Source organism: Thermophilibacter sp. ET337, assembly GCF_024733715.1.
Lineage (GTDB): Bacteria > Actinomycetota > Coriobacteriia > Coriobacteriales > Atopobiaceae > Thermophilibacter.
This window is the reverse complement of sequence record NZ_JANRHO010000010.1, coordinates 53,469-60,354: the sequence shown is the minus strand read 5'-3', so window position 1 is coordinate 60,354 and position 6,886 is coordinate 53,469. Positions and strand designations below refer to the sequence as shown.

At 65.8% G+C, this 6,886-nt stretch carries 4 protein-coding genes; 2 read left to right on the top strand and 2 right to left on the bottom strand.

The window, feature by feature from the left end; translation table 11 throughout:
• Positions 1–273: 273 nt before the first annotated feature.
• Entirely contained in the window at positions 274–2,961 is a 2,688-nt protein-coding gene (locus NW198_RS08660) for a valine--tRNA ligase (protein WP_258340804.1), read from the bottom strand.
• Positions 2,962–3,374: 413 nt separating this feature from the next.
• Between NW198_RS08660 and NW198_RS08655 the strand changes: the two genes are divergently transcribed.
• Together NW198_RS08655 and NW198_RS08650 are read left to right on the top strand one after the other, a co-directional pair.
• On the top strand, positions 3,375–4,139 hold the full coding sequence (locus NW198_RS08655) for a TatD family hydrolase (protein WP_258340803.1): 765 nt from the start codon (positions 3,375–3,377) through the stop codon (positions 4,137–4,139).
• Between the two features lie 189 nt (positions 4,140–4,328).
• Entirely contained in the window at positions 4,329–5,453 is a 1,125-nt protein-coding gene (locus tag NW198_RS08650) for a glycosyltransferase family 8 protein (protein WP_258340802.1), read from the top strand.
• A 116-nt stretch (positions 5,454–5,569) separates the two neighbouring features.
• Here the strand turns inward: NW198_RS08650 and clpX are convergent, their stop codons facing one another.
• Positions 5,570–6,886, bottom strand: coding sequence for an ATP-dependent Clp protease ATP-binding subunit ClpX (clpX, locus tag NW198_RS08645; protein ID WP_087316732.1), 1,317 nt, complete (start codon positions 6,884–6,886; stop codon positions 5,570–5,572).

Genomic DNA, 6,886 nt, shown 5'->3' with positions numbered 1-6,886 from the left:
CACGAGGTCCTTCTCGCAAACCCGCAGGTCAAAGGATCGGGCGAGAAAAACGGACGAGTCGAGAAGTGCACATACCCGGTATGCGCACTGTACATACCCGCAAAGGGCAGGGCAGGGCGGGAAGGTCAAAGTACGCCAGGGCGCCATGCCCCACCTAATAGTCTGAGCGAGGGCCGACATGAGAGCGCCGCCCGCACTTCTCGGCCAGCGACCTTTGGGCGAAGCCCAATGAGCTGGCGAGAAGCGCGGGCGGCGCACAGCGCGCAGGAGAACCTACGCGAAGTCAGAAATCTGAGTCTTCAGCTGCTCGATCGTAGCCGTGAGCTCGGCGGCCTGGGCGCGCTTCTTCTCGATGACCTCCGGCGCCGCCTTGGCGACGAAGCCCTCGTTGGCGAGCGTGCGCTCCACGCCCGCGAGGTCCTTCTCGGCCTTGGCGAGCTCCTTGGTCAGGCGCGCGGACTCGGCCGCGAGGTCCACCAGGTCGCCCACGCGGACGAAGATCTCGAGCGAGCCGTCGGCCACGGAGACGCAGCCCTCGGGCTTCTGGGCTTCAGCGGCCGCCGAGAAGGAACCCACGTGGCCCACGGAGCGCACGAAGCCCTCCTGCCCAGCGAGAACCGACGCGTCGTCAGCGGCGCAGCGCACGCAGACATCGAGCTCGGCGCGCGGCGAGAGGCGATAGCGGGCGCGGGTGGAGCGCACGCAGGAGATGACGCGCTTGGCGAGCTCGAAGTCCTTCTCGGCCTTCTCGTTGACGAACTCGGCGTAGCGCTCCGGCTCCGGCCAGGCGGCGACCATGAGGAACTCCGCAGAGTGGTCGTCAAGGCCGCTCGCAGGCAGGGCGTCCCAGACGCTCTCGGTCACGAACGGCATGACGGGATGGAGCAGGCGCATGCAGGTGTCGAGCACAAAGACGAGGTTGCGTTGGACCTGCAGGCGCTCCTCGGGGGTGCCGTCGAGCAGGCGGCCCTTGCAGAGCTCGATGTACCAGTCGCAGACGTCGCCCCAGAAGAAGCTCTGAATCTCGCGGGCGTAGTCGCCGAAGGCGTAGGTCTCGAGCTGCTCGGTGGCGTGCGCGACGGCGCGGGCCAGGCGGCTCAGCATCCACGCGTCCTCGGGCGTCACGGCGGCCGGGGCGCCCGGCTCGTAGCCCTCGAGGTTCATCTGGACGAAGCGGCTCGCGTTCCAGATCTTGGTCACGAAGCCGCGGGCCTGCTCGGTGCGCGGGCTGTCGATGAGCTGGTGCGTCTTCTTGTCGATGTTGGCGTCGAACTTGACGTCCTGGTTGTTGGTGATGAGCGTGAGGAGGTTGTAGCGCATTGCGTCAGCGCCGTACTTCTCCATGAGCTCCATCGGGTCCACGCCGTTGCCCTTGGACTTGGACATGCGGCTGCCATCCTTGGCGAGGATCGTGGCGTAGATGTAGACGTCGTGGAAGGGCACCTCGTCGGTGAAGTAGAGCGAGCTCATGATCATGCGCGCCACCCACAGGGCGATGATGTCGCGCGCGGTCACGAGGACCTTGGTGGGGTGGTGCTCGGCGAGCTCGGAGGTGTCATCGGGCCAGCCCTGCGTGGCGAAGGTCCACAGCTGGGAGCTGAACCAGGTGTCGAGCACGTCCTCGTCCTGGTGGACGTGGTGCCCGCCGCACTTGGGGCAGACGTCCGTGTCCTCCATGAGGGCGTCCTCCCAGCCGCAGTCCTCGCAGTAGAAGACCGGGATGCGGTGGCCCCACCAGAGCTGGCGGCTGATGCACCAGTCCTTGAGGTTGTCCATCCAGGTGAGGTAGGTCTGGGTCCAGCGCTCGGGGTGGAACTTGACCTCGCCGTCGCGCACGACCTGCGTGGCGCGCTCCTTGAGCTTGTCCACGGCGACGAACCACTGCTCGGAGAGCCAGGGCTCGAGCGCGGTGTTGCAGCGGTAGCAGTGCATGACGGAGTGGTCGAGCTCCTCGACCTTCTCGAGCAGGCCGTGCTCCTCGAACCACGCGACGACGGCCTCGCGGCACTGATCGCGGTTCATGCCGGAGAACTCGCCGTAGCCGTCGACCACGACCGCGTGCTCGTCGAAGATGTTGATCTGCGGCAGGTCGTGGGCCTGGCCCATGGCGTAGTCGTTGGGGTCGTGCGCGGGCGTGACCTTCACGAAGCCCGTGCCAAAGCCGGCGTCGACGTGCCAGTCGGAGAAGATCGGAATCTCACGGTCGACGATGGGCAGGCGCACCATCTTGCCGACGAGCTTCGCCTTCTCGGGGTCCTGCGGGGAGACGGCCACGCCCGTGTCGCCGAGCATGGTCTCGGGGCGGGTGGTCGCCACCGTGATGTGATCGATGCCGTCGACGGGCTCCACGAGCGGGTACTGGAGGTACCAGAGGTGGCCCTTCTCGTCCTGGTACTCCGCCTCGTCGTCGGAGATGGCGGTGCAACAGGACGGGCACCAGTTGACGATACGCTTGCCGCGGTAGATGAGACCGTCGTGGTACCAGTCGCAGAAGACCTTGCGGACGGCGCGAGAGAACTCGGGGCTCATCGTGAACTTCTCGTCGGAGAAGTCGATCGAACAGCCCATGCGCTTGATCTGGGAGACGATGGTGCCGCCGTACTCGCGCGTCCAGTCCCAGCAGGCGTCGAGGAACTTCTCGCGCCCGATCTCCAGGCGGGAGACGCCCTCACTCTTGAGCTTCTTGTCGACCTTGGTCTGCGTGGCGATGCCCGCGTGGTCGGTGCCCAGGATCCAGCGCGTGGAGCGGCCGCGCATGCGGCTGTAGCGCACGTAGGTGTCCTGGATGGAGTCGTCCATCGCGTGGCCCATGTGCAGGATGCCCGTGACGTTGGGCGGCGGGATGACGACGGTGCAGTCGCCCACGCCCTTGCTGCGCTGGTAGCAGCCGGCGCTCATCCAGCGCTCGATGAGCTCGGGCTCGGCGGTCTGGGGATCGTAGTTCTTGGGCATCTCTTCCACGGCATGTCCTCTCGTGGCGCGCGTTCATATCAGCTCAACAGGATAGCACGTGGGCGCAGTGAGCCGGCGCCATGGCACGCTCGAGTTGGCTGCGTTTTGGCGGCCCGCCAAAGAGTCTGCAAAAGTTGGGTTCGATCCATATTCCGGTGTCTCCGGGAACAAAACCCGCCTTCGATCCATGAGATTTTGGCGTCCAGGGAGCACCTGTTTTAAAAAATCGCAGGATTCAGTTTACGGGGGCGACGCAAAGCGCCCGTATGACGGCAAAAACGCATGGATCGAAGGCGACTTTTGTCTCGCGCGCGGACCAAATATGGATCGAAGGACGCTTTTGCAGGGAGGTGCCGACGGCGAAGGGGCTCAGGCGCAGGCGGCAGACTGCTCAGGCTATACTGTCCCCGGGGTGATTCCTGATGCTGCCTGCCATCATGCTCTATGACGCGCACGTCCATCTGGGCTGGTTCTCCGACGCCGTGGCCGTCGCGCGCGGGGCGGCGGCACAGGCCTTGAGCCTGTATGCCGTCACGGTCACCCCGGACGAGTATCTGCGCATGCAATCATCCCTCGGCACAAACGGATTCGTGGCCCCCGCTGCCGGACTCCACCCCTGGTGGGTCCATGGCGTCCGGGACGCAGAGGCACTCTGCGAGCTGCTCCCCGAGACTCGATACGTCGGAGAAATCGGGCTTGACGCGTCCCCTCGCCATGCTGCCACCTGGGACGCTCAGCTCGCGGCCTTCGAGCGCATCTGTGCCGAGTGCGCAAAGACGAGCGATCCCGCGTTCCCCAAGCTCCTCTCCATCCACGCCGTGCACTGCGCCTCGACCGTGCTCGACGTCCTCGAGGAGACAGGCGCCGCCTCGACCTGCCGCTGCGTGCTCCACTGGTTCTCCGGAAGCTCCGAGGAGCTCTGGCGAGCCGCCCGCCTGGGCTGCCTCTTCTCGCTCGGGGAGCGCTCCCTCGCGACCCGCCGCGGCCGCGAGTACGCCCGCATCCTCCCAGCCGAGCTCCTGCTCACCGAGACCGACCTCCCCGAGGGCGAGCACTCCCCCGCCACCGCCGATGACATCGTCGACTCCCTTGAATGCACGATCGCCGGCATCGCCGACGCCCGAAATACCACTGCAGAGGCCGTGCGACATCAGGTCGCCGTCAACGCAGCTGAGCTCTTGGGCTGACCGTACGCGGGCCCTGCCGACGGCACGAAGGCCCGGCGCTCAGACAGTCCTCGCCACAAAGGGCGCGGCTGCGGAACTCGCGGCGGACCTTCGTGCCGTCGTCAGGGCACGCGCCCTTCTCGCCATTTGAGCGCCCGCGCCGTCAATGGTAGAGTTGACGGGTCATGAAGGCGCACGAACCGAGGTCCCATGAAGCCGCTGCGCAAGACCACATATGTGAGAAACCCGCTCTCGTCGACCATGCTGGCGAGCACGTCGGAGGACCTCGACCTCCCGCTTGATGACGTCGTCGTCGTCTTTGCCTGCAGCGAGAACTTCGTGCCGTACCTCTCCGTGGCGGTGCAGTCGATCATCGAGAACGCCAGCGCCGAGCGACGCTACGACATCGTGGTGCTCACGCGCGACATCTCGCCGGCCAGCATGATCACGCTCACGCGCCAGGCCAAGTCCGACAACGTGGGCATCGGGTTTCTCGACGTGGACGCTGCGCTCGGGAACATCAAGCTCCCCCATCACGGGCACTTCCGCCCCGAGACCTACTATCGCCTGCTCTCGCCGCAGCTCCTGCCCAACGTCGACAAGGCGATCTACCTCGACTCCGACCTCATCGTCTGTGACGACGTGGCAAAGCTCTACGACGTCGACGTGGAGGGCTACAAGCTCGCCGCCACGCGCGACGCCGACACCATCGGCCAGATCGACGGCTACGACGCCACGGTCGGGCCTTACCTCAAAGATGAGCTCGGCATGCGCGACCCGCACGACTACTTCCAGGCCGGCGTCCTGCTCATGAACCTCGCCGAGCTTCGTCGAACGATCACGCCGCAGGAGTTTCTCGACCTCTCCACCCAGCGCATGTGGCGCTGGCTCGACCAGGACATCCTCAACAAGGTCGTGAACGGCGACTACGTCCGCGTGCACATGCGCTGGAACTACCTCATGGACTGGCAGCACCTCCGCCGCACCCACATCATCGCCAACGCCCCCGCTGATGTTTGCGAGGAGTACGAGGAGGCCGCCGCGGACCCCGCGATCATCCACTTTGCGGGACCAGACAACCGACCCTGGCTCTATCCCGACGCCGACCGCGCGGACGACTTCTGGCGCTACGCGATGCGCTCCCCCTATCTCGATGAGATTCGCGGGCAGCTCGAGGAGTCGCGCGCCACGGCAAAGGGACTCGCCAAGCGCCTGCAGGTCATTGCCCTCTACAAGGGCATCATGCCCGCTTTCGACGCCGTCTGCCCCGCCGGGTCCCTGCGACGCAAGGCCGTCATCCGAACCTACATGGGCCTTGGCGGCGCCAACCTGTAAATTGGGGACAGTCCCCAATTAGCACAAATATTTTATGTGAATTGGGGACTGTCCCCAACTAACAGAAAGGGCGCCGTCCTGGTTGGACGACGCCCCGCTTCCGTCTTGCGACCTCGCTACCCGGCGATGCGATGCTTGCCGTGGGCCTTGGTGATGAGGCGTGGGGACTCGCCGCCGCCGACGCTCTCCTTGGTCACGATAACCTTGGTGATGTCGAGGTCGCTCGGCAGGTCGAACATCGTGTCCTGCAGCGTGGCCTCGCAGATGGCGCGCAGGCCACGCGCGCCGGTGCCGCGCTCGAGCGCCTGGCGCGCGATCTCCACGAGCGCGTCATCCTCGAACTCCAGCTCAACGCCCTCGAGCTCGAACATGCGACGGTACTGCTTCACCAGCGCGTTTCGCGGCTGCGTGAGGATGGACACGAGGTCGTCCTCGGTGAGCTCACGGGTGGCGGTGATCACGGGGATGCGGCCGAGGAGCTCGGGGATCATGCCGAACTTGTGCAGGTCCTGAGGCATGACCTGCGCCATGAGGTAGTCCTCGTCCTTCTCGGCGTTGCGACCGACCTCGGCGTTGAAGCCGATGCCCTTCTTGCCGATGCGGTCGGCCACGATCTTGTCCAGCCCGACGAAGGCGCCGCCGCAGATAAACAGGATGTTGGTGGTGTCAATGCGAATGAGCTCCTGCTGGGGATGCTTACGGCCGCCCTGGGGTGGGACGCTCGCCTCGGTGCCCTCGAGGATCTTGAGCAGCGCCTGCTGCACGCCCTCGCCGGAGACGTCGCGCGTGATGGAGAGGTTCTCGGCCTTGCGCGCGATCTTGTCGATCTCGTCGACGTAGACGATGCCCACCTGCGCGCGCTCCACGTCGCCGTCCGCAGCGGTGATGAGCTTGAGCAGGATGTTCTCGACGTCCTCGCCCACGTAGCCGGCCTCAGTGAGGGTGGTGGCGTCGGCGATGGCAAAGGGCACCTCGAGGAAGCGCGCGAGGGTCTGCGCGAGCAGCGTCTTACCGGTGCCGGTGGGGCCGAGCAGCAAGATGTTGCTCTTTGCGATCTCGACCTCCTCGACGCCCTCGGCGACCTCGTCGTTTCCGGACAGGATGCGGCGATAGTGGTTGTAGACCGCCACGCTCATGGCGCGCTTGGCCTGCTCCTGGCCCATCACGTACTGGGAGAGCTCGTCGTAGATCTCATGCGGCGTGGGCAGGTCCTTGATGGGGAGCTCGTCGGCGGGAAGCTCCGTGACGTCGTCGGCGGCGTCGAACTCCGCCTCGTCGATCATGTCGGAGCAGGCATGGACGCACTCGTCGCAGATGAAGACCCCGCCGGGCCCCGCGATGAGCTTGCTCACCTGGCTGCGGCTCTTGCCGCAGAAGGAGCAGTGCACCTCGTTGCCCGGGAAGCCGGGACCGGACTGGTCGAAGTTGGACAT

Excerpts from the sequence above, each read along its gene's own strand:
- NW198_RS08650 (WP_258340802.1), top strand. The coding sequence starts at position 4,329 with ATGAAGCCGCTGCGCAAGACCACATATGTGAGAAACCCGCTCTCGTCG.
- clpX (WP_087316732.1), bottom strand. The coding sequence starts at position 6,886 with ATGTCCAACTTCGACCAGTCCGGTCCCGGCTTCCCGGGCAACGAGGTG.
- NW198_RS08655 (WP_258340803.1), top strand. The coding sequence starts at position 3,375 with ATGCTGCCTGCCATCATGCTCTATGACGCGCACGTCCATCTGGGCTGG.